Origin of the sequence: Klebsiella pneumoniae complex sp. WS1778, assembly GCF_049472055.1 — a bacterium.
Taxonomy (GTDB): domain Bacteria; phylum Pseudomonadota; class Gammaproteobacteria; order Enterobacterales; family Enterobacteriaceae; genus Klebsiella; species Klebsiella quasipneumoniae.
In genome coordinates, this window is sequence record NZ_JBKGTJ010000003.1 from 238679 (window position 1) to 259831 (window position 21153).

20 protein-coding genes are annotated in these 21153 nt (G+C 58.1%); 13 read left to right on the plus strand and 7 right to left on the minus strand.

Going from position 1 to position 21153, the window contains the following annotated elements; all coding sequences use genetic code 11:
• The first annotated feature begins 51 nt into the window (after positions 1-51).
• The 4 genes from parC (at position 52) to ACLEXF_RS15705 (ending at position 7042) form a co-directional block, all read left to right on the plus strand.
• Positions 52-2310 carry a DNA topoisomerase IV subunit A gene (gene parC / locus ACLEXF_RS15690; protein WP_004205224.1) on the plus strand — a complete coding sequence of 753 codons (2259 nt, stop codon included), beginning with the start codon at positions 52-54 and terminating at the stop codon, positions 2308-2310.
• A gap of 191 nt (positions 2311-2501) precedes the next feature.
• On the plus strand, positions 2502-3239 hold the full coding sequence (gene plsC, locus ACLEXF_RS15695) for a 1-acylglycerol-3-phosphate O-acyltransferase (protein WP_004205223.1): 738 nt from the start codon (positions 2502-2504) through the stop codon (positions 3237-3239).
• Positions 3240-3322: 83 nt separating this feature from the next.
• On the plus strand, positions 3323-4735 hold the full coding sequence (ftsP, locus tag ACLEXF_RS15700) for a cell division protein FtsP (RefSeq protein WP_004205222.1): 1413 nt from the start codon (positions 3323-3325) through the stop codon (positions 4733-4735).
• Between the two features lie 33 nt (positions 4736-4768).
• Complete coding sequence (locus ACLEXF_RS15705) at positions 4769-7042, plus strand: YgiQ family radical SAM protein (RefSeq protein ID WP_270036468.1); 2274 nt, start codon at positions 4769-4771, stop codon at positions 7040-7042.
• A gap of 86 nt (positions 7043-7128) precedes the next feature.
• Here ACLEXF_RS15705 and dkgA read toward each other — a convergent pair whose 3' ends face one another.
• Together dkgA and yqhD are read right to left on the minus strand one after the other, a co-directional pair.
• Positions 7129-7956: a 2,5-didehydrogluconate reductase DkgA gene (dkgA, locus tag ACLEXF_RS15710; protein ID WP_004205220.1), complete on the minus strand. Its 828-nt coding sequence runs from the start codon at positions 7954-7956 to the stop codon at positions 7129-7131.
• A 144-nt stretch (positions 7957-8100) separates the two neighbouring features.
• Positions 8101-9264 carry an alcohol dehydrogenase gene (gene yqhD / locus ACLEXF_RS15715; protein ID WP_044524721.1) on the minus strand — a complete coding sequence of 388 codons (1164 nt, stop codon included), beginning with the start codon at positions 9262-9264 and terminating at the stop codon, positions 8101-8103.
• A 196-nt stretch (positions 9265-9460) separates the two neighbouring features.
• On the opposite strand from yqhD, the gene ACLEXF_RS15720 reads away from it, so the two are divergent.
• Positions 9461-10360, plus strand: coding sequence for an AraC family transcriptional regulator (locus ACLEXF_RS15720; protein ID WP_023319156.1), 900 nt, complete (start codon positions 9461-9463; stop codon positions 10358-10360).
• A 51-nt stretch (positions 10361-10411) separates the two neighbouring features.
• Here ACLEXF_RS15720 and yghB read toward each other — a convergent pair whose 3' ends face one another.
• The gene (gene yghB, locus ACLEXF_RS15725; RefSeq protein WP_004205217.1) at positions 10412-11071 is read right to left on the minus strand and encodes a DedA family general envelope maintenance protein YghB; all 660 of its coding nucleotides are present in this window, start codon (positions 11069-11071) and stop codon (positions 10412-10414) included.
• Between the two features lie 131 nt (positions 11072-11202).
• Positions 11203-12390, minus strand: a complete 1188-nt coding sequence (gene metC, locus ACLEXF_RS15730; protein ID WP_043520946.1) for a cystathionine beta-lyase — start codon at positions 12388-12390, stop codon at positions 11203-11205.
• Positions 12391-12640: 250 nt separating this feature from the next.
• On the opposite strand from metC, the gene exbB reads away from it, so the two are divergent.
• From exbB to ACLEXF_RS15755, 5 genes are all read left to right on the plus strand, one after another.
• Positions 12641-13372 (plus strand): tol-pal system-associated acyl-CoA thioesterase, encoded by a 732-nt coding sequence (gene exbB, locus ACLEXF_RS15735; RefSeq protein WP_004174395.1) that lies wholly within the window; start codon positions 12641-12643, stop codon positions 13370-13372.
• Between the two features lie 6 nt (positions 13373-13378).
• A complete protein-coding gene (exbD, locus tag ACLEXF_RS15740) occupies positions 13379-13804 on the plus strand; it encodes a TonB system transport protein ExbD (protein WP_002916785.1) in 426 nt (141 codons plus the stop codon).
• A 140-nt stretch (positions 13805-13944) separates the two neighbouring features.
• Positions 13945-14439, plus strand: a complete 495-nt coding sequence (locus ACLEXF_RS15745) for a TIGR00645 family protein (protein ID WP_004105804.1) — start codon at positions 13945-13947, stop codon at positions 14437-14439.
• A 121-nt stretch (positions 14440-14560) separates the two neighbouring features.
• Positions 14561-15448, plus strand: a complete 888-nt coding sequence (yghX, locus tag ACLEXF_RS15750; RefSeq protein WP_023319154.1) for a YghX family hydrolase — start codon at positions 14561-14563, stop codon at positions 15446-15448.
• Positions 15449-15526: 78 nt separating this feature from the next.
• A complete protein-coding gene (locus tag ACLEXF_RS15755; protein ID WP_004205207.1) occupies positions 15527-15814 on the plus strand; it encodes a DUF2623 family protein in 288 nt (95 codons plus the stop codon).
• A gap of 35 nt (positions 15815-15849) precedes the next feature.
• Here ACLEXF_RS15755 and yghU read toward each other — a convergent pair whose 3' ends face one another.
• The gene (gene yghU, locus ACLEXF_RS15760; protein WP_002916742.1) at positions 15850-16716 is read right to left on the minus strand and encodes a glutathione-dependent disulfide-bond oxidoreductase; all 867 of its coding nucleotides are present in this window, start codon (positions 16714-16716) and stop codon (positions 15850-15852) included.
• A gap of 47 nt (positions 16717-16763) precedes the next feature.
• Positions 16764-17324, minus strand: a complete 561-nt coding sequence (locus ACLEXF_RS15765; RefSeq protein WP_004150918.1) for a DsbA family protein — start codon at positions 17322-17324, stop codon at positions 16764-16766.
• Positions 17325-17358: 34 nt separating this feature from the next.
• Between ACLEXF_RS15765 and ACLEXF_RS15770 the strand changes: the two genes are divergently transcribed.
• The 3 genes from ACLEXF_RS15770 (at position 17359) to ACLEXF_RS15780 (ending at position 20740) form a co-directional block, all read left to right on the plus strand.
• The gene (locus ACLEXF_RS15770) at positions 17359-17466 is read left to right on the plus strand and encodes a hypothetical protein (protein ID WP_032426103.1); all 108 of its coding nucleotides are present in this window, start codon (positions 17359-17361) and stop codon (positions 17464-17466) included.
• A 76-nt stretch (positions 17467-17542) separates the two neighbouring features.
• A complete protein-coding gene (gss, locus tag ACLEXF_RS15775) occupies positions 17543-19408 on the plus strand; it encodes a bifunctional glutathionylspermidine amidase/synthase (RefSeq protein WP_004205206.1) in 1866 nt (621 codons plus the stop codon).
• Positions 19409-19558: 150 nt separating this feature from the next.
• Positions 19559-20740 carry a PLP-dependent aminotransferase family protein gene (locus ACLEXF_RS15780; protein WP_004205205.1) on the plus strand — a complete coding sequence of 394 codons (1182 nt, stop codon included), beginning with the start codon at positions 19559-19561 and terminating at the stop codon, positions 20738-20740.
• A 195-nt stretch (positions 20741-20935) separates the two neighbouring features.
• Here ACLEXF_RS15780 and ACLEXF_RS15785 read toward each other — a convergent pair whose 3' ends face one another.
• Positions 20936-21124: a hypothetical protein gene (locus ACLEXF_RS15785; protein WP_004205204.1), complete on the minus strand. Its 189-nt coding sequence runs from the start codon at positions 21122-21124 to the stop codon at positions 20936-20938.
• Between the last annotated feature and the right edge of the window lie 29 nt (positions 21125-21153).

Below are 21153 nucleotides of genomic sequence, written 5' to 3' on the forward strand. Positions count from 1 at the left end.
GGTAGTTTTGCCGTCCGAACGGTCGGTACCCAGATTGAGGATCCACGATTAATGAGCGATATGGCAGAGCGCCTTGCGCTGCATGAATTTACGGAAAATGCTTACCTGAACTACTCCATGTACGTGATCATGGACAGGGCATTACCGTTTATTGGCGATGGCTTAAAACCGGTCCAGCGTCGCATCGTCTATGCGATGTCCGAACTGGGGCTGAACGCCAGCGCCAAATTCAAAAAGTCCGCCCGCACCGTCGGCGACGTGCTGGGTAAATATCACCCGCACGGCGACAGCGCCTGCTATGAAGCGATGGTGCTGATGGCGCAGCCCTTCTCCTATCGCTATCCGCTGGTGGATGGCCAGGGGAACTGGGGGGCGCCGGACGATCCGAAATCCTTCGCCGCCATGCGTTACACCGAATCCCGCCTGTCGAAGTATGCCGAGCTGCTGCTCAGCGAGCTGGGGCAGGGGACGGTCGACTGGGTGCCAAACTTTGACGGCACGCTGCAGGAGCCGAAAATGCTGCCGGCGCGCCTGCCAAACATCCTGCTCAACGGCACCACCGGCATCGCGGTGGGCATGGCGACCGATATTCCGCCGCACAACCTGCGTGAAGTAGCGAAAGCGGCGATTACGCTGATTGAGCAGCCGAAAACGACCCTCGACGAACTGCTGGATATCGTGCAGGGGCCGGATTTCCCGACCGAGGCGGAGATCATCACTTCGCGGGCGGAAATTCGCAAAATCTACCAGAACGGACGCGGCTCTGTGCGCATGCGCGCGGTGTGGAGCAAAGAGGACGGCGCGGTAGTGATCAGCGCGCTGCCGCACCAGGTCTCCGGCGCCAAAGTTCTGGAGCAAATTGCGGCGCAGATGCGCAATAAAAAGCTGCCGATGGTGGATGACCTGCGCGACGAATCGGACCACGAAAATCCGACCCGTCTGGTGATCGTCCCGCGCTCCAACCGGGTGGATATGGAGCAGGTGATGAACCATCTGTTCGCCACCACCGATCTGGAGAAGAGCTACCGCATCAACCTCAATATGATCGGTCTCGACGGCCGCCCGGCGGTAAAAAACCTGCTGGAGATCCTCAGCGAATGGCTGGTGTTCCGTCGTGATACCGTACGTCGCCGTCTGAACCACCGGTTAGAGAAGGTCCTTAAGCGCCTGCATATCCTCGAAGGTTTGCTGGTGGCGTTCCTTAATATCGATGAAGTCATTGAGATCATCCGCACGGAAGATGAGCCGAAGCCAGCTCTGATGTCGCGCTTTGCCATCAGCGAAACCCAGGCGGAAGCGATTCTGGAACTGAAGCTGCGCCATCTCGCCAAACTGGAAGAGATGAAGATCCGCGGCGAGCAGAACGAGCTGGAAAAAGAGCGCGATCAGCTGCAGGCGATTCTGGCCTCTGAACGTAAGATGAACAATCTGCTGAAGAAAGAGCTGCAGGCCGATGCCGATGCTTTCGGCGACGATCGCCGCTCGCCGCTTCACGAGCGTGAAGAAGCGAAAGCGATGAGCGAGCATGACATGCTGCCGTCTGAGCCGGTGACTATCGTTCTGTCGCAGATGGGCTGGGTGCGCAGCGCCAAAGGGCACGACATTGACGCCCAGGGCTTAAGCTATAAGGCGGGCGACAGCTGGAAAGCCTCGGCGAAGGGCAAGAGCAACCAGCCGGTGGTGTTTATCGATACCACCGGGCGCAGCTATGCCATCGATCCGATTACTCTGCCCTCGGCGCGTGGCCAGGGTGAGCCGCTGACCGGTAAGCTCACGCTGCCGCCGGGCGCGACCGTGGAACATATGCTGATGGAAGGCGACGATCAGAAACTGCTGATGGCCTCCGACGCCGGCTACGGTTTTGTCTGCACCTTTAACGATCTGGTGGCGCGCAACCGCGCCGGTAAAGCGTTGATCACCCTGCCTGACAACGCGCATGTGATGCCGCCGCTGGTCATTGAGGACGAGTCCGATATGCTGCTGGCCATCACCGCCGCCGGGCGGATGCTGATGTTCCCGGTCAGCGATCTGCCGCAGCTGTCGAAAGGCAAGGGCAACAAAATCATCAACATTCCCGCGGCGGAAGCCGCCGCCGGCCAGGACGGCCTCGCACATCTGTTTGTCCTGCCGCCGCAGAGTACGCTGACCATTCACGTCGGCAAACGGAAGATCAAACTGCGTCCGGAAGAGCTGCAAAAAGTCACCGGCGAGCGCGGCCGCCGCGGTTCGCTGATGCGCGGGCTGCAGAAAATTGACCGTGTTGAAATTGACTCGCCGCGCCGTGCCGCGGCAGGCGATAGCGAAGAGTAAGCGCTTCTCCTCCCGTCTTTGACGGGAGGAGGCGAAAAAATGCCGCAAAATCGTTGTTTATTCAGGCGTTGCGATTAACAATGTCCATCATCAGGGACCCAGGAAGAACGGTCCCGGCCTGCGCAGAACTCGTGAGCCTGCCTTCTGCCAGCAGCGAATAATTCTAAGCGGTTTGGGTTTTAGAGGTAGCTATGCTATTCATTTTTCGAGTAATTTTCGTGGTCATTTATTGCATCGTGGTGTGCATACTTGGCTGTCTGTACTGCTTGTTCAGCCCGCGTAATCCAAAACACGTTGCCACTTTCGGCCATCTGTTTGGCCGCTTATCCCCGGTGTTTGGCCTGAAGGTGGAGCTGCGCAAACCTGCCGACGCGGAAAGCTATGGCAACGCGATCTACATCGCTAACCACCAGAACAACTATGATATGGTGACGGCGTCTAACATCGTGCAGGCCCCGACGGTTACCGTGGGGAAAAAGAGCCTGCTGTGGATCCCGTTCTTTGGCCAGCTGTACTGGCTGACCGGTAATCTGCTGATTGACCGTAATAATCGAACCAAAGCGCACGGCACCATTGCCGAGGTCGTTAACGCCTTTAAAAAGCGTAAAATTTCGTTCTGGATGTTCCCGGAAGGGACCCGCAGCCGCGGCCGCGGTCTGCTGCCGTTTAAAACCGGCGCCTTCCACGCGGCTATTGCCGCCGGAGTGCCGATTATTCCGGTGTGTGTCTCGAATACATCGAATAAAATAAAGCTCAATCGCTGGAACAACGGTCTGGTGATTGTGGAAATGCTGCCGCCGGTGGATACCAGCCAGTTCGGTAAAGACAACGTGCGCGCGCTGGCGACGCATTGCCGCGAGCTGATGGCCGCCAAAATCGCTGAGCTGGACAACGAAGTGGCCGAGCGCGAAGCGGCCGGCAAGCAATAAGACAGGAAACGCCGCCACCGCGCGCGTATTGCTGGCGGGAAACGAATTCCCTTTTTCATTTGTCAGTATGTCATGGAGTTAATATGTCACTCAGTCGGCGTCAGTTTATTAAGGCTTCCGGCGTAGCGCTGTGCGCTGGCGCCGCGCCGCTGAAGGCCCATGCCGCCGGCCAGCAGCCTGCGCTGCCGGTTCCGCCGCTGCTGGAATCCCGTCGCGGTCAGCCGCTGTTTCTGACGCTGCAGCGTTCGCACTGGTCGTTTACGCCAGGCACCCGCGCCCCCGTCTGGGGGATCAATGGCCGCTATATGGGGCCGACGATCCGCGTCTGGAGCGGAGACGACGTCAAGCTTATCTACAGCAACCGTCTGACAGAGAACGTCGCGATGACCATCCGCGGCCTGCAGGTGCCGGGCCCGCTGATCGGCGGCGCGGCGCGCATGATGTCGCCGAACGCCGACTGGGCGCCGGTGCTGCCGATCCGCCAGAGTGCGGCGACGCTGTGGTACCAGGCCAATACGCCGAACCGGATGGCGAAGCAGGTCTATAACGGTCTGGCCGGCATGTGGCTGGTGGAGGATGAGGTGAGCAAGAACCTGCCGATCCCTAACCACTATGGCGTCGATGACTTCCCGGTGATAATTCAGGATAAACGGCTGGATAACTTCGGCACGCCGGAATATAGCGAACCGGGCAGCGGCGGCTTCGTCGGCGACACGCTGCTGGTCAATGGCGTGCAGAGCCCCTATGTCGAAGTGTCGCGCGGCTGGGTGCGACTGCGCCTGCTGAACGCCTCCAACTCCCGGCGCTATCAGCTACAGATGAGCGATGGCCGACTGCTGCATGTCATTTCCGGCGACCAGGGGTTCCTGCCGGCGCCGGTTTCGCTCAAGCAGCTGTCGCTGGCGCCGGGGGAACGGCGTGAAATCCTGGTCGATATGACCAACGGCGATGAAGTGTCCATTACCTGCGGCGAAGCGGCGAGCATTGTCGACCGTATCCGCGGCTTTTTTGAACCGTCCAGCATTCTGGTCTCCACGCTGGTGCTGACCCTGCGCCCGACCGGGCTGCTGCCGCTGGTCACCGACAGTCTGCCGGTGCGTCTGCTGCCGACCGAGCTGCTCTCCGGTACGCCGATCCGCAGCCGGGATATCACCCTCGGCGACGATCCAGGGATTAACGGTCAGCTATGGGATCCGCAGCGTATTGATATTACGGCGCAGCAGGGGACCTGGGAGCGCTGGACAGTGCGCGCCGACCGCCCGCAGTCGTTCCATATTGAAGGGGTGATGTTCCAGATCCGTAACGTCAACGGTTCGACCCCTTTCCCGGAAGACCGTGGCTGGAAGGACACCGTGTGGGTCGACGGGCAGGTCGAACTGCTGGTCTACTACGCCCAGCCGTCGTGGCCGCACTTCCCGTTCCAGTATCTGAGCCAGACGCTGGAGCTGGCCGACCGCGGTTCGATTGGCCAGATGCTGGTGAATCCCGCGCCGTAATCTCTTCGACCCTGGCCGGCATACGGTCAGGGTTTGAGAAAATCCTCCTTCATTTCCACTATCATTCCGGCTTATAATTCACGCCCTTTTGGTTATTTTTTTATCATTTTCCCCGGAAGCAATATGAGCGCAATATCCCTGATCCAACCGGATCGTGACCTTTTTTCCTGGCCGCAATACTGGGCTGCCTGTTTCGGCCCTGCGCCATTTTTACCGATGTCGCGTGAAGAGATGGATCAACTTGGCTGGGATAGCTGCGACATTATTCTGGTGACCGGCGACGCCTACGTCGACCACCCGAGCTTCGGGATGGCCATCTGCGGCCGTATGCTGGAAGCGCAGGGGTTCCGCGTGGGGATCATCTCCCAGCCGGACTGGAACACCAAAGACGACTTCATGCGTCTGGGCAAACCGAACCTGTTCTTCGGCGTGACCGCCGGCAACATGGACTCGATGATCAACCGCTACACCGCCGACCGTAAGCTGCGTCATGATGACGCTTACACCGCCGGCAACGTGGCGGGCAAGCGTCCGGACCGCGCCACCCTGGTCTACACCCAGCGCTGTAAAGAGGCGTGGAAAGATGTGCCCGTGATCCTCGGCGGCATCGAAGCCAGCCTGCGCCGTACCGCCCACTATGATTACTGGTCCGATACCGTGCGCCGCTCGGTGCTGGTGGACTCCAAGGCCGATATGCTGATGTTCGGCAACGGCGAGCGTCCGCTGGTGGAAGTGGCTCATCGCCTGGCGATGGGCGAAACCATCGATCAGATCCGCGATGTGCGCAATACCGCCATCATGGTGAAAGAGGCCCTCCCGGGCTGGAGCGGCGTTGACTCCACCCGTCTGGATACCCCGGGCAAAATCGACCCCATCCCGCACCCGTATGGTGAAGATCTGCCGTGTGCAGACAACAAACCGGTGGCCCCGAAAAAAGCCGAGGCTAAAGCCGTTGTCGTGCAGCCGCCGCGGCCAAAACCGTGGGAAAAGACCTATGTGCTGCTGCCCTCCTTCGAGAAGGTGAAAGGCGATAAGGTCCTGTACGCTCACGCCTCGCGCATTCTGCACCATGAAACCAACCCCGGCTGCGCCCGGGCGCTGATGCAAAAGCACGGCGAGCGCTACATCTGGATCAACCCGCCGGCAATCCCGCTCTCCACCGAAGAGATGGACAGCGTTTTCGCGCTGCCCTACAAGCGCGTGCCGCATCCTTCCTATGGCGATGCGCGCATCCCGGCGTATGAGATGATCCGCTTCTCTATCAACATCATGCGCGGCTGCTTCGGCGGCTGTTCGTTCTGCTCGATCACCGAGCACGAAGGACGCATTATCCAGAGCCGTTCTGAGGATTCGATCATCAATGAGATCGAAGCCATTCGCGACACGGTGCCGGGCTTTACCGGCGTGATCTCCGATCTCGGCGGACCCACCGCCAACATGTATATGCTGCGCTGCAAATCGCCACGCGCCGAGCAGACCTGTCGCCGTCTCTCCTGCGTCTACCCGGATATCTGCCCGCACATGGATACCAACCATGAGCCGACGATCAACCTTTACCGTCGCGCCCGCGAGCTGAAGGGCATCAAGAAGATCCTTATCGCCTCCGGGGTACGCTATGACATCGCGGTCGAAGATCCGCGCTATATTAAAGAGCTGGCGACCCACCACGTCGGCGGCTATCTGAAGATCGCGCCGGAGCATACCGAAGAGGGCCCGCTGTCGAAGATGATGAAGCCGGGAATGGGCAGCTACGACCGCTTTAAAGAGCTGTTCGACACCTATTCGAAGCAGGCGGGTAAAGAGCAGTATCTGATCCCGTACTTTATCTCCGCCCACCCGGGGACCCGTGATGAAGACATGGTGAACCTGGCGCTGTGGCTGAAGAAGCACCGCTTCCGTCTCGACCAGGTGCAGAACTTCTATCCGTCGCCGCTGGCGAACTCGACCACCATGTATTACACCGGCAAAAACCCGCTGGGCAAGATCGGCTATAAGAGTGAAGAGGTGGTGGTGCCGAAGGGCGATAAACAACGCCGTCTGCACAAAGCGCTGCTGCGCTACCACGATCCGGCCAACTGGCCGCTGATCCGTCAGGCGCTGGAGGCGATGGGCAAGAAACACCTGATTGGCTCTCGTCGCGACTGCCTGGTGCCGGCGCCGACCCTGGATGAGATGCGCGAAGCGCGTCGCCAGAACCGTCATACCCGCCCGGCGCTGACCAAGCACACGCCGATTGCGCATCAGCGTTCTAACGGTGGCGCAACGGCGAAAAAGCCCGTCAAACGGGGTAAAGTCGCCGGGCGTTAAGCCTGACTTTGCGCCCGGCTGCGTTTCGCTGGCCGGGTGGTTTCTCAAGCCGGGCACGCATCAGCGCAGCCCGGCTTTTTTACCTGTTATCCGCCGAACTGATCCGGGTCAGGACCCAGACGCTTGCCCTGATCCAGCTTCGCAATCTCACCCAGCTCCTCTTTATCCAGGCGAAAATCCCAGACGTTAAAGTTTTCAGCGATGCGCGACGGCGTGACGGATTTCGGGATCACCACCAGACCGCTGTCTAGATGCCAGCGGATGACAATCTGCGCCGGCGTTTTACCATATTTATCAGCCAGCTGATGGATGACTTTCTGATCGAAGACGCCCTTACCGCCCTGGGCCAGCGGGCTCCAGGATTCGGTCTGGATCTTGTGGGTGGCGTTCCAGGCGTGCAGCTGCCGCTGCTGAAGCAGCGGATGCAGCTCTATCTGGTTGATCACCGGCGCGACGCCGGTTTCATCAATCAGCTTCTGCAGATGCGGCACCTGGAAATTACACACGCCGATGCTCTTCGCCAGCCCCTGCTGCTGCAGCTCAATCAGCGCCTGCCAGGCCTCGACGTAATGGCCGATAGCCGGCACCGGCCAGTGGATTAAATAGAGATCCACATAGTCCAGTTTCAGCTTGCTGAGACTCTCTTTCAGCGCCTCGTGCGGCCGTTTTTGATCGTCGTTCCATAGCTTGGTGGTGATGAACAGCTCATCGCGATTGACGCCAGCGCTTTGCAGCGCGTTGCCGACGCCAGCCTCATTTTGGTACGCGGCGGCGGTGTCAAAAGAGCGATAACCGACTTCCAGCGCCTTATGAATGGCGGAGACGACTTCCTCGTTGCCAGCTTTCCACACGCCGAGACCCAGCTGCGGCATCAGGTTGCCGTCGTGTAGTTTTATAACGGTTGGATGTGTCATGCCTTCCTCCTGTTAATGAACTCGGCGAAGCAGGATCCGCCGAGGGGTAGCATTAAGTCTGGACGAAATAGCTAAAAACGGTAGTAAAAACACCCCTCCCCGACGTTTGTTTAACGTAAGGAGAGGTGAATCAGGCGGGGTAACTTAGCGGGCAGCCTCGTAGATACGGCGGCTGACGTCAAGGGTGATATCCTGATGCTCGCCCAGTTTGGTCATGCCGTGCTCTTCCAGTTTCGCCAGCAGCGCCGGGATGGAGCTCCCGTCGAGACCGTAATCGGAAAGGCGGGTCGGCACCCCCATCTGCTCGAAGAACTGGCGCGTCGCAGCGATGGCGGCATCGATGCGCTGGTCGTCGGAGCCCTCGGTGATATGCCACACGCGCTCAGCATATTGCAGCAGCTTCTCGCGCTTGGTATCGCGCTTCTCATTCCACAGCGCCGGCAGAACGATAGCCAGCGTCTGGGCGTGATCGAGACCATGCATCGCCGTCAGTTCGTGACCAAGCATATGCGTTGCCCAGTCCTGCGGCACGCCAGCGCCGATCAGGCCGTTCAGCGCCTGGGTCGCGGCCCACATAATGTTGGCGCGCACGTTATAATTTTCCGGCTCCTGCAGCGCTTTCGGGCCATCCTCGATCAGGGTCAGGAGAATGCCTTCGGCGAAGCGGTCCTGAATTTTGCCGTCAACCGGGTAGGTGACGTACTGTTCGACGGTATGGACGAAAGCGTCAACCACGCCGTTGGCGACCTGGCGCGGCGGCAGGGTATAGGTGTAGACCGGGTCGAGGATCGCGAACTGAGGCTGAACGTGCGAAGACATAAACGCGCGTTTGTCGCCGGTAGTTTTCCGCGAAATCACCGCCCCTTTGTTTGATTCAGAACCGGTCGCCGGCAGAGTGAGAACCGAGCCCATTGGAATGGCGCTGGCGATCTTACTGCCATAGGTTTCCAGAATTTCCCACGGATCAATGTTGGCGTCATAGTGGGCTGCTGCCGCGATAAATTTGGTGCCATCCAGCACCGAACCGCCGCCGACCGCCAGCAGGAAAGTGACCTTCTCTTCGCGGGCGAGCTTCACCGCATTCATTAGGGTTTCGTAAGACGGGTTCGGCTCGATGCCGCCAAATTCAAGGACGTCCAGGCCATTCAGGGCGGTCAGTACCTGATCCAGGACGCCCGTTTTTTTCACGCTGCCGCCGCCGTAGGTGATCAGTACGCGAGCTTCCGCCGGGATCTGTTCACGCAGCTTTTCAATCGCGCCTTTGCCAAACAGAATGCGGGTTGGGGTATGCAGGTCAAAATTATTCATTGCTTGGGTCCTCCAAAGAGTAAAACTGCCGACAGGGACGATACCGCTGCCCGATGACGGTTATTGTGGTCCTCGCGCCGTTGCCCCTCAATGCACATTTCTGCCTATGTCTTGCCTATTTCTCCATATGGCTGGAGAATCCGCGGCGACCTGCGCACAATATATAGGTGAAGAAACATCGGGAGAGACGGTGGCAATGCAACACGCAGAGATATGTCGGACACTGACAGAGAAGGTTAACCAGCTGAAAGATAAGCACGAAATGTTAAGTTCGCTGCTACCTGACGTTCGCCTGCTGTACGGGACGCAGCCGGGACCGCGGATGCCGGTGATGTACCAGCCGGGGATCGTTTTTCTCTTTTCTGGCCATAAAATTGGTTATATCAATGAGCGGACGTTTCGCTACGATACAAACGAATATCTACTGCTGACCGTACCGCTGCCCTTCGAGTGCGAAACCTTTGCCACCCCGGAGGTGCCCCTGGCCGGGATGCGCCTGAACGTCGATATCCTGCAGCTGCAGGAGCTGCTGATGGACATTGGCGAGGATCCGCTGTTTCAGCCCGCCGTTGCCTCCAGCGGGATAAACTCCGCAGTGCTTTCGGAGGACATCTTGTGCGCTGCTGAACGGCTGCTCGACGTGATGGAGCGGCCGTTGGACGCGCGGATCCTTGGCAAGCAGATCGTCCGTGAAATCCTCTACTATGTGCTGACGGGACCCTGCGGCGGCGCGCTGCTGGCGCTGGTCAGCCGGCAGACCCACTTCAGCCTGATTAGCCGCGTGCTCAAGCATATCGAGAGTCAGTACACCGAAAACCTCAGCGTCGATCGGCTGGCGGCCGAAGCGAATATGAGCGTGTCGGCGTTTCACCATAATTTTAAAGCGGTGACCAGCACTTCGCCGCTGCAGTATCTGAAAACCTACCGTTTGCACAAGGCGCGCATGCTGATGATCCATGACGGCATGAAGGCCAGCGCGGCGGCGATACAGGTGGGCTATGAAAGTCCTTCCCAGTTCAGCCGCGAGTTTAAGCGCTACTTCGGGATGACGCCCGGGGAAGACGCCGCGCGTATTCGTATGATGCAGGGGATGTAAGACCGGGGGAGGGAGCAGGCCGGGCGGGCGCAGCCCCCCCGGCAGTCAACGTCAGGCGCTGCAGTATTTCTTTTTGATCACCACGAACAGCGTGCCGAGCAGGCCAGCCAGCAGCAGGGCAATTGGCAGGATCATCAGGCAGGTCATCACCTGATCTTCATGACGTTTCACGAACGGGATCATGCTCAGCGCATAGCCGAGGCCCGTGACCACGCCGACCCACAGCAGGGCGCTCAGCCAGTTGAAGAACTGGAAGCGGCGGTTCGGCAGACCGGAAATCCCCGCCATGGTTGGCAGCAGGGTACGGACAAAGGCCAGAAAGCGGCCCGCGAGCAGCGCCAGCAGACCGTGGCGGTCAAACATGCAGGTGGCGCGCTGATGGTACTTATGCGGCAGGTGCGCCAGCCAGCCTTTCACCGTTTGCGTATTGCCCAGCCAGCGCCCCTGTACATAGCTCAGCCAGCAGCCGAGGCTGGCGGCGGCGGTCAGAATGGCGATAGTGGGCACAAAGTCCATGACGCCTTTAGCAATCAGCGCGCCGGCGAGCAGCAGCAGGCTGTCTCCAGGTAAAAAGGAGGCAGGCAGCAGCCCGTTTTCCAGAAACAGGGTCGCGAACATAACCAGATATACAACGCCCACAACATGAGGGTTCGCCAGTGCGGCAAAATCATGTTGCCACAGCGCGGCGACAATCTCTTGAATGACAACCATGGACTTTCCTAAGTGGTACCGTATTGTTGACTAGTGTACTCCTGAAGAGACCCGAGCACCTTGATCCCGGGCGCAACAAAAGCGGCCGCTCCGATAAAAAGCGTCCGCTATTGTTGCCACTGACTGTCACTTTACACGATACGCGCGAAGCCCGCTGCTAAATCCGCCTGCAGATCGTCAACATTTTCGAGACCAATGTGCAAACGGATCAGCGTGCCGCTGAAGTCGACTTCCGCATCCGGTCGGATGTGAGCGATTTGCTCCGGCTGATTGGCCAGTATCAGCGATTCAAAGCCGCCCCACGAGTAGGCCATGCTGAACAGGCAGAAGTTGTCGAGATACTCTGCCAGCTCAGCGTCGTTGAGACGCTTGTTGAGCACAAACGAGAACAGCCCGCTGCTGCCGGTAAAATCGCGTTTCCAGAACTCATGGCCTTTACTGCCGGGCAGGGCGGGGTGGTTGACCCGCGCCACCTGCGGATGCTGCGCCAGCCACTCGGCGATGCGCAGGCTGCTTTCATGATGCTGACGCAGGCGGACGCCCAGCGTGCGCAGGCCGCGGCTGGTCATATAGGCGGTATCGGCGTCCAGCATTTGCCCCATCAGATAGGCATTCTCACGCAGCTGCGGCCAGCAGCGCGCGTTCGCCACCGCGGTGCCGACCATGGCGTCGGAGTGGCCGATCAGGTATTTGGTGCCTGCCTGGATGGAAATATCAATGCCAAAATCCAGCGCTTTGAACAGAATCCCCGCCGCCCAGGTGTTATCGATCATGATAATCGCTTCCGGCGCGACCTGACGCACGGCGGCGACAATCGCTGGCACATCATGCACTTCCATGGTGATGGATCCGGGCGATTCCAGGAACACCACGCGGGTCTCCGGCCGAATAAGTTGGGCAATATCAGCGCCGATTAAGGGATCGAACCAGCTGGTGGTGACGCCGAGTTTAGCGAGAATTTTGGTACAAAAGTCCTGGCTTGGCTCATAGGCGGTATTGGTCATCAGCACATGGTCGCCCTGCTCGACAAACGCCAGGATAGTGTTGGCTACCGCGGCGGCGCCGCAGGGGAAGAGGGCGCAGCCGGCGCCGCCTTCCAGCTCGCACATCGCTTCCTGCAGCGAGAAGTGGGTCAGGGTGCCGCGACGCCCGTAAAACAGCTCGCCGTTGGCCCGATTGCGAGTGGCGTGCTTTTTGGCCTCTACGGTGTCGAAAACCAGCGATGACGCGCGCTGGATCACGCTGTTCACTGAGCCCTGGGTGTACTTTTTGCTCCGCCCGGCGTTGACCAGCGCGGTATCAAGATGTTTATCAGCCATGTTGATGAACCTGTTTTTATACGTCTGGACGTCTAAACTAGCATGATTCTTCTTTTCTGTACCAGCGCGCTGCCGATACAGGCGAAAATTTTACCAGGCCCGCGGTTAGCCACTTTTTTACTGCGTAAGCGCAAGGAAAATAAACGTGATTTGCTGCACAGTGTAAATACTAATGAGAACCACTATCAATTCGATGTCGTTTTGATATTATTGAGGGCAGATTTTGTGATTATCGTCGTGGAGATAGAGCGTGGGTAATAATTTGATGCAGGCGGATCTCTCCGTTTGGGGTATGTATCATCATGCTGATATTGTCGTTAAGGTGGTGATGATTGGCCTGATTCTGGCGTCAGTCGTCACCTGGGCCATCTTCTTCGGCAAAGGGGCGGAAATCCTCGCCAGTAAGCGTCGCCTCAAACGCGAACAGCAGCAGCTGGCGGAAGCCCGCTCTCTCGATCAGGCCAGCGATATCGCCAGCGCCTTTGAGGCGAAAAGCCTCACCACCCAGCTTATCAATGAAGCGCAGAACGAACTCGAACTCTCCGCCGGCGCCGAAGACAATGAAGGCATCAAGGAAAGAACCGGTTTCCGCCTTGAACGCCGCGTCGCGGCCGTCGGTCGCCATATGGGGCGCGGCAACGGCTACCTGGCCACCATCGGCGCCATTTCGCCGTTCGTGGGCCTGTTCGGGACCGTCTGGGGCATCATGAACAGCTTTATCGGCATCGCTCAGACCCAGACCACCAACCTTGCGGTGGTGGCGCCGGGCATCGCGGAAGCGCTGCTGGCGACGGCCATCGGCCTGTTCGCCGCCATCCCGGCGGTGGTCATCTATAACATCTTCGCCCGCATGATCGGCAGCTATAAGGCCTCGCTCGGCGATGTCGCCGCTCAGGTACTCCTGCTGCAAAGCCGCGACCTGGACCTCAGCGCCAGCGGCGTGAAGCCGGTGCGCAGCGCGCAGAAATTACGGGTAGGTTGATCGGCTATGGCGATGCGTCTTAATGAAAATCTGGACGATAACGGCGAAATGCATGAGATCAACGTGACGCCGTTTATCGACGTCATGCTGGTTCTGCTGATTATCTTTATGGTGGCCGCGCCGCTGGCGACGGTCGACGTGAAGGTGAATCTGCCGGCCTCCTCCAGCCAGCCGCAACCGCGACCGGAAAAACCTATCTACCTGTCGGTGAAGGCGGATAAGAGCATGTTCCTCGGCAACGACCCGGTGACCGAAGCGAATATGATTAACGCCCTGGATAGCCTGACCGCCGGCAAAAAAGATACCACCGTCTTCTTCCGCGCGGATAAAACCGTCGATTACGAGACGATGATGAAAGTGATGGATACCCTGCATCAGGCGGGATATCTCAAGATCGGGCTGGTGGGCGAAGAGACCGTCAAAGCCAAATAACCCGATGCTTTTCCTGAAAAGGCTGGCCGCGCGCCGGCCTTTTTTATTGTCGTCTGCCAGCGAAGTGTTGGCCTGGCGTTGCCATCACGTTATCTGTCTGGGATATAATGTCGCTTCTTTTTGTTAACTGACAGGATCTTATGGAACGCTTTCTGGAAAATGCTATGTACGCCTCGCGCTGGCTGCTGGCGCCGGTTTATTTTGGCCTCTCGCTCGGTCTGATTGCGCTGACCATCAAATTTTTTCAGGAGATCTTCCACATACTGCCGCATATTTTTAGCGTCAGTGAGTCGGATATGATTCTGACCCTGCTGTCGCTGGTGGATATGACCCTGGTGGGCGGTTTGCTGGTGATGGTGATGTTCTCTGGGTATGAAAATTTTGTCTCGCAGCTGGATATTAACGAGGGTAAAGAAAAACTCAGTTGGCTGGGCAAAATGGACGCGACTTCGCTGAAAAATAAGGTTGCCGCCTCCATCGTGGCGATCTCCTCTATTCACCTGCTGAGGGTGTTTATGGATGCGAAAAACGTCCCGGACAATAAGCTGATGTGGTACGTGATTATCCACCTGACCTTCGTGCTGTCGGCCTTTGTGATGGGCTACCTCGATCGTCTGACCAAAGTGAAACACTAATCCCTTCTCTCCCGGCGGTGGCAGCTGCCGGGCTTTTTTCTCCCCGTTTCTGCTTTACTGCGCTGGCGTATGTCCGGGCTTCTGCTTTGCTTAAAAGGCGATAAACAACGGAGGCAGGGTGATGACGCGATTAACGGCCAAAGATTTCCCGCAGCAGCTGCTCGAGTATTATGACTACTATGCCCACGGTAAAATCAGCAAACGCGAGTTTCTCCAGCTGGCGGGGAAATATGCCGTCGGCGGGATGACCGCGCTGGCGCTGTTTAATCTGCTGAAGCCCGACTATGCCCTGGCAGAGCAGGTACCGTTCACTGACCCGGATATCCGCCCGGAGTATATTCATTATCCCTCTCCTGACGGCCACGGCGAAGTGCGGGCTTACCTGGTGACGCCGACGAAAATAGCCGATAAAGCGCCCGCCGTTGTGGTGGTACATGAGAACCGCGGCCTGAATCCCTATATTGAAGACGTCGCCCGGCGGGTAGCGAAAGCGGGGTATATCGCGCTGGCGCCGGATGGCCTGAGCTCCGTCGGCGGCTATCCGGGGAATGATGATGAAGGCCGCGCGCTCCAGCAGAAAGTCGATCCCGTGAAGCTGATGAATGATTTTTTTGCGGCGGTCGCGTTTATGGCGAAGCATCCGCAGGCGACGGGGAAGGTCGGTATCACCGGTTTTTGTTACGGCGGCGGCGTCAGCAACGCGGCGGCGGTCGCCATTCCAGAGCTGGCCTGCGCGGTGCCGTTTTACGGCCGCCAGCCGCCGCTGAAGGAGGTCGATAAAATTAAAGCGCCGCTGCTGCTGCACTATGCCGGCCTCGATAGCGGCATTAATGAAGGCTGGCCTGCCTATGAACAGGCGTTGAAGGAACACCATAAAGTCTACGAGGCCTATCTCTATCAGGGCGTGAATCACGGCTTTCATAATGATTCTACGCCGCGCTACGATCGGGCTGCGGCGGATCTGGCCTGGCAACGCACGCTGGCATGGTTTGATAAGTATTTACGCTAACGCAAACGTCATAAATAGCGCTACCGCTCGCTCAAAAAAACGCTATATAATTTATTATATAACGATTGGGAGAGCTTGATGGAAAATCATTTTGGCAAAGGCTTAATGGCGGGGCTACAGGCATCCTATGCTGATACCGCCGCGCATGCGGCGAATTTTTGCGCCGACTATAAACGCGGGTTTGTGCTTGGTTACTCGCACCGCATGTTTGAAAAAACCGGCGACCGCCAGCTCAGCGCGTGGGAGGCGGGGATCCTGACCCGTCGCTATGGCCTTGACAGAGATATGGTGATGGACTTCTTCAAAGAGAGTGGTTCCTCGACCGCGATGCGCTACTTTATGGCGGGCTATCGGCTGGAAAGCTAACAACCGGAGGCGGTTGCCTCCGGTGGGTCAGAGCGTTACGCCTGGCGCTTATCTTCCGTTTGGGTGTCAAAGTCGCGGGCGTCGTGGCGCTCATGCAGCTGCTCATTGAGCGGGCCGTTGGTGCGGTTCACGATGCGTCCCCGCTTGACCGCCGGGCGGTTGCCCACATCCTGCGCCCAGCGCAGCACGTTTTTATAGCTCCCGGCGTCGAGAAACTCCGCTGCGTTATAGACATTGCCCAGCACGACGTTGCCATACCACGGCCAGACAGCCATATCGGCGATGGTGTACTCCTCGCCGGCTACATAGCGACCACGGGCGAGCTGTTTGTCCAGCACGTCGAGCTGGCGTTTGGCTTCCATCGTAAAGCGGTCGATCGCGTACTCGATCTTCACTGGCGCATAGTTATAGAAGTGGCCGAAGCCGCCGCCCAGGAACGGCGCCGCGCCCTGCAGCCAGAACAGCCAGTTGAGGGTTTCGGTGCGACCGGCAGGATCTTTCGGCAGGAAGAAACCAAATTTTTCCGCCAGATAGAGAAGAATGTTGCCGGACTCAAATACCCGGGTCGGCGGCGTGGTGGAATGGTCGCTGAGGGCCGGGATCTTCGAGTTCGGGTTGATCTCGACAAAGCCGCTGGAAAACTGATCCCCTTCGCCAATGCGTATCAGCCAGGCGTCGTACTCCGCGCCGCTGACGCCTAACGCCAGCAGCTCCTCCAGCATGATCGTCACCTTCTGGCCGTTGGGCGTGCCGAGTGAGTATAGCTGGAGCGGATGGGTTCCCACCGGCAGGACGCGTTCATGAGTCGCGCCGGAAACGGGACGGTTGATGTTGGCGAACGCGCCGCCGCTGTTTTGCTTCCATTCCCACACTTTTGGTGGCTGGTAGTTTTGCTCTGACATGCTGGTTTGCCTTTTTCGTGGATGTACAAAAAGTGTAGCAGGTGACCTCAGGCCATAATCCGCGCGGCCCACACGCTGACATCATCGCCGCTGCCCAGATCCGGCTGCACCAGGCCATTGACCATAAAGGTCGGCGAGACATGGATGCCGTTCTGGCGGGCATATTTACTGTGCCATTTGATCACGTCCTGCAGCTCCGGGCGGGCAAAGGCGGCCCCCAGCAGCACGTGACTGTAGCGCTCAATGCGTTCAATGATTTGCTGCGGGGTGGCGTTCATGTTCGGCCCGCTGCAGTGATCGGTAAACTCAAACTCTTCCCGATGGTCTGCCACGGCCTGCATCACCTTATGCGCCTGCTCTCTGCCATGCGGCAGGGTGGACGCGGCGAGGATGCAGCGGACAATCACCCCGGAGAACAGATGCCACGGCTGCGATTGCAGCCGTATCTTGATGGTGACGTTATCGGCGCCGACCTCATCGAGCAGATCGTCGAGTTTATTAAACGCGCGGACAGAGTAGGGGCAGGTGGGCTCAAGGAACACCTCAAACGTCCGCGGGCCGTGTCCCCAGACCAGCGGTTGGGCATTCAGATGCGAGGGTGTGCTCATTGTCGACTCCTGATGTTGCGTTGTTTTTTGTTATATCACCGATAACGATATCACTTCTGCTTCCGGCTGCAGGGTTATTTTCCTTAACGGCACGATTAGCGAAACGAATGAGTGGTATCATCGTTACACCTCTGTCTGGTAAGTGCCTGCGGCAGGATAAGAAGAGGGAGTTTTGTTTCGCCAACTGCCCGGGCTGCATTAATTTGAGGTCAGGCTAAATGAGCAAAGGATCGACAAGCAGTGACGCCCCGTTTGGGACATTGTTAGGCTACGCGCCCGGCGGCGTAGCGATTTATTCATCGAATTACAGTAGCTTAAATCCACAGGATTATCCGGATGACGCGACGTTTCGCAGCTACATCGGCAATGAGTATATGGGGCATAAATGGCAGTGCGTGGAGTTTGCGCGCCGCTTTCTGTTCCTGACCTACGGGTTTGTCTTTACCGATGTGGGGATGGCCTATGAAATCTTCTCCCTGCGCTTTCTGCGCGAAGTGGTCAATGACAACATTCTCCCGCTTCAGGCCTTCGCCAACGGCTCCCGTCGTCCGCCGATCGCTGGTTCGCTGCTGATCTGGCAGAAGGGCGGCGAGTTCAAGCACACCGGCCATGTCGCGGTGATCACCCAGCTTGTCGGCAATAAGGTGCGTATCGCCGAGCAGAACGTCATTCACTCGCCGCTGCCGCAGGGCCAGCAGTGGACCCGCGAGCTGACCCTCGAGGTCAACGCCGGCCGGTACACCATCAAAGATACCTTTGCCGATACCGAAATTTTAGGCTGGATGATCCAGACCGCCGATACCGAACACAGCCTGCCGCAGCCGGTACTGCCGGGTGAGGCGATGGCGATCAAGGGCGCGCGGCTGCCGAACAACGGCCAGTTCCGCGGCAAATGGCTGAACGAGAAAGATCCGCTGCAGAAAGCCTACGTGGCGGCCAACGGCCATTTTATCAATCAGGATCCTTATCAGTATTTCACTATCAGCGAAAGCGCCGAACAGGAGCTGATTAAAGCCACCAACGAGCTGCACCTGATGTATCTGCACGCCACCGATAAGGTGATGAAGGATGATAACCTGCTGGCGCTGTTCGATATCCCGAAAATCCTCTGGCCGCGTCTGCGTCTCTCCTGGCAGCGCCGGCGTCATCATATGATCACCGGGCGCATGGATTTTTGCATGGACGAGCGCGGGCTGAAGGTATACGAGTACAATGCCGACTCCGCCTCCTGCCATACCGAAGGCGGGCTGATCCTCGAGCAGTGGTTGAAGCAGGGCTACTATGGCACTGGTCACAATCCGGCGGAAGGTCTGCTCGATGAACTGGCGGGAGCGTGGAAACACAGCCGGGCGCGGCCTTTCGTGCACATCATGCAGGACAAGGATCTGGAAGAGAATTACCACGCGAAGTTTATCCAGCGTTCGCTGACCCAGGCCGGTTTCGAGAGCAAAATTCTCTTTGGCCTCGATGAACTGCGCTGGGATGCGGCCGGCCAGCTGATCGACGCCGACGGGCGGCTGGTCAACTGCGTCTGGAAAACCTGGGCATGGGAAACCGCCATTGAGCAGGTGCGCGAAGTCAGCGCCGATGAGTACGCGGCGGTGCCGATTCGTACCGGGCATCCACAGAATGAGGTGCGACTGATTGACGTCCTGCTGCGTCCTGAAGTATTGGTATTCGAACCCCTGTGGACGGTGATCCCGGGCAACAAAGCGATCCTGCCGGTGCTGTGGTCGCTGTTCCCGCATCATCGCTATCTGCTGGATACCGATTTTGTGGTTAACGACGAGCTGGCGAAAACCGGCTATGCGGTGAAGCCCATTTCCGGGCGCTGCGGGAACAATATCGACCTGATCGGGCCTCAGGATGAGGTTCTGGATAAGACCAGCGGCCAGTTTGTCGATCGCAAGAATATCTACCAGCAGCTGTGGTGCCTGCCGAAAGTGGATGGCAAGTATATCCAGGTGTGCACCTTTACCGTCGGCGGTAACTACGGCGGTACCTGCCTGCGCGGCGATTCGTCGCTGGTGGTGAAAAAAGAGAGCGACATAGAGCCGCTGATCGTATTGAAAGACAAAGCGTGACGTGCTGACCCCGGATAGCGGCTCCTGCCCTGTCCGGGGAGAGCGCAGAGACACGAACAAGGATAGCCCGGACTGGTAAGCGCCGCCGGGGAACACCTGCAACAAAGCCAAGATAATTAACACAACAACAAGACAGAAAAGGAAAATAGTATGCACGATCGGCGTCTCGCCGCCCGCGCGGGTGAACTCAAGCCCTCCGCCGTCCGCGAACTTCTCAAGCACAGTAAACTGCCGGGCGTGATCTCGCTTGGCGGCGGCATTCCGGCCCCGGAACTGTTTGATACCGAAGGCCTGGAGCTGGCGGTGCAGAAGGTGATGAGCGAGCGTTTTCATGACGCATTTCAGTACGGTCTGACGGAAGGCTACCCGCCGCTGCGTCAGGCGGTGAGTGAAATCTGCCACTCCCGTGGCGTGACCTGTTCAGCCGCTCAGGTCTATATCACCTCCGGCTCCCAGCAATCGCTGGATATCGTTGCCCGCACGCTGCTCGATCCAGGCGATACTATCGTCGTTGAGCGACCCACCTATCTGGCGGCGCTGCAGGTGTTTCAGCTGGCGCAGGCCAATATTCTCAGCGTCGATACCGATGATGACGGGATGCTGGTGGAGCAGCTGGCTGACCTGCTGGAGACCACCCGCGTCAAAGCTGTTTACCTGGTGCCGACGTTCGGCAACCCCGGCGGTAAAACGCTGAGCGAGGCGCGTCGTCGCCGGCTGGTCGAGCTGGCGAAAAAATATGACTTCGTCATTCTGGAAGACGATCCCTACGGTGAAATTAGCTTTACTGACGCCGTGCGACGCCCGCTCTATCAGCACGCTGTTGAGCTGGGCTGTGAAGATCAAGTGGTTTACACCTCGACGTTTTCAAAGATCCTCGCGCCGGGGATGCGTATCGGCTGGATCGTCATGCCGGACTGGCTGGCGCAGCAGACGGTGATCGTGAAGCAGGCGGCGGATCTGCATACCAATATGCTGTCGCAGGTGATCACCGCGGAATACCTCAGCCTGAACCGGCTGGATAACCAGATTGCGTTGATTCGCGAAGACTATCGCAAGAAGTGCGTGGCGCTGGCCGATGCGCTGGAAAGCCGCCTTGGCGAGCACCTGGAATTCAGCCGCCCGCAGGGGGGGATGTTCCTGTGGGCGCGTTTCCGCTATCCGTTCGATACCATGGAATGGATGAAGAAAACGCTGGAAAACGGCGTGGTATACGTTCCGGGGGAAGCGTTTTATCACGATAATCCGGATACCCGTACCCTGCGTCTTTCCTACTCAACGGTGTCGGAAGCCGGGCTGCTGACCGCCGTTGAGCGGCTGGCGGCCTCCCTGTAACGGTCCTGCTGTGCGCCGCTTAGCGGCGGCGCATCCTCTTCGCTTCAATAGCGAGAGGGAGTGACGCTAGCGTTCAGCGCTGGGGTCACTCCGTATCGACGATGCGATCATCCAGCCAGACCAACATCAGCGCTGCGAGAAAAGCCACCGCAAAGGTACCAATAAACAACCACATAGATGTCCCTCACGGGTTAATTATTTTGCTGATTTTACCGGAGAACGATCGTTTCGGTCGGAGATGGAGATTTTTGTCCCAGCCGAATGGCTGGCGAGAGAGAAAAAGTCATCGGCATCAATATCGAAGTTAAGAATAATTTCCCTGTATTCCCCACCGTTAATTAACGCTTTGGCTTCTTTAACACTACTGGCAATAATGACAGGCATCAGTTTTATCTCATTTTGAAAACTGAGAA